The organism is Phocaeicola sp. RTP21198st1_B8_RTP21198_201120 (genome assembly GCF_040929485.1).
Classification (GTDB): Bacteria; Bacteroidota; Bacteroidia; order Bacteroidales; family Bacteroidaceae; genus Phocaeicola; species Phocaeicola dorei.
This window is the reverse complement of sequence record NZ_JBCOCI010000186.1, coordinates 792-2,702: the sequence shown is the minus strand read 5'-3', so window position 1 is coordinate 2,702 and position 1,911 is coordinate 792. Positions and strand designations below refer to the sequence as shown.

General features: G+C 36.4%; 1 protein-coding gene. It reads right to left on the bottom strand.

All coding sequences use genetic code 11. The features are described from left to right. Nucleotides 1–190: 190 nt before the first annotated feature. On the bottom strand, nt 191–1,384 hold the full coding sequence (locus AB5935_RS24265) for an ISAs1-like element ISBaov2 family transposase (protein WP_004326441.1): 1,194 nt from the start codon (nt 1,382–1,384) through the stop codon (nt 191–193). Nucleotides 1,385–1,911: the final 527 nt, after the last annotated feature.

The following is a 1,911-nucleotide window of genomic DNA, read 5'->3' as shown; positions in this document are numbered from 1 at the left end:
AGCGTTTGCATGATGGGGTGGAGGAATCTGATCGTACTGAAGTATAGGTCAGGCACGTTGGATTATGAACGAAGCAGTCTTAGGTATAAGCAAACTGATAGCAAGCAGTAGGTAAACTAATGCCGAAGCATTGATAAAGTTCCGGTAAGGTGCCGGTATAGTTGTGTGAGGGTACCGCAGGGAAAACGCATTATAAATCATGTAAAATAAGTTCCCATAAGAATTCATTATCCCACCCTGCTATTAATCTTTTTCTATTGATTGGTATCTCTCTTTTGTTGTTTCTTAATGTAACCAATGCAATTTTCGCCAGTACGGAGAAGTTTAATGCTGATATATTTCTTCTTCTGGTATTATCTTCATGGAAATTGACATCTAGCTGCCAATGTAGATTATTCTCAATTTCCCAGTGTTCTCTACTATTTTTAAGTATCTTCTGCGCATCAGGTTCCAAGGAAGATATAAAACATCTTTTTTCCACTGTAGTGCCTTTGTTTGTATTTCTGGTATTCTCTATATATCCGAAAGACTGTATATTTTTCCACTTCTTTCTAATATCTGCTCCCAGAAAACCAGGATCGTTGCAGCAATAGCAGATTCTCGACTCATTCCTGCCATGTCCTTCTTCATGCGTCTCATATTTGTCAAATCGTACTGTTGTACCTTTTGATACAATACTTTCTGTTACTGACAGTACTATTTCCTTTAATTTCGGTTGATTATCTTTCACTATAAAAATGTAGTCACCTTCTCCCTTTATGACTTTCTCTGCAATTGTACGCTGGCATCCTAAAGCGTCAATTGTAATAATACAATCTTTTATACACAACATATCTAATAATTCAGGAATGACAACTATCTCATTTTCCTTTTCTTGTGTACATAACTGTCCAAGGGAGATTCCCAGTTCTGTTGCAAATGCACTGATGACATGCAATTTGTACTTTCCCGTATTCGAATCAGGAAGCACTCCTTGTTTACGATGACGCTTGTCCTGTTCGGATTCATAGGCTCCTCGTATGGTTTTACCATCAATGGCTATATGCCCCGAATAACATTTGAGAATGCTTTGGACCCATTGCCTATAAGATTCTTCAAATTTTAAAGGATCTAATGCCGAGAAAAAGCGATTAAATGTATCATGGGAAGGGATACCATTAAAATTGGAAAGCTTGGCTGCAAAAAAAGATTCTTTACTTTTACCAAAGTCTTCTATTGAATTCCAAGTATCAGCGCCACATATAACAGCAGAAATTGCAATAAGAACAATGGTACTGGCCTGATGTTTTTTACAACGGTCTATCCGGTTATCTATCAATATTAATGAATCAGCAAATTCATGTAGGTTGCTGATCTCAATCTTTCTTTTAGTTTCTTGCTTCATTTTAATTGTGATTTATAATCACGTAAATGTACTCAAATAATATTGTAAATGAAAGATAAATATCTTATTAATAAGATGAAAAGACAATATTGGTGTAAGATAAATGTATAAAAGATTAAGGAAAGAGTATAATGCGTTTTCCCTGTTTCCTACCTGTATCTGTATCGTTCCACTCCAGTGAACAGGCTTGTGCACTAGAGTGAAAAGAACCGTCCACTAGAGTGGAACGATCTGTTCACTCGAGTGCAATGATACAGATAGTAGCAGGAAGAAATAGCAGTGAGTAAGGGAAAACAGTAAGATATAAGGTGAATGATACACAGGAAAGCAGTAAACAATAGGAAGTTGATTAATAAACGACATAGGGAAAGGAATAATCGCAAGTCCGGCGATAGTCCGGAAAAAGCTACAGCCATCATGCATGAGAAATGAGCAAAATAGATAAAAGGAGTATGAGAATAAGAGGAGAAATGAGTTGAAACCGATGAGAAATGCAGCTTTTTAAAGGATAGATGATGGAAATACTA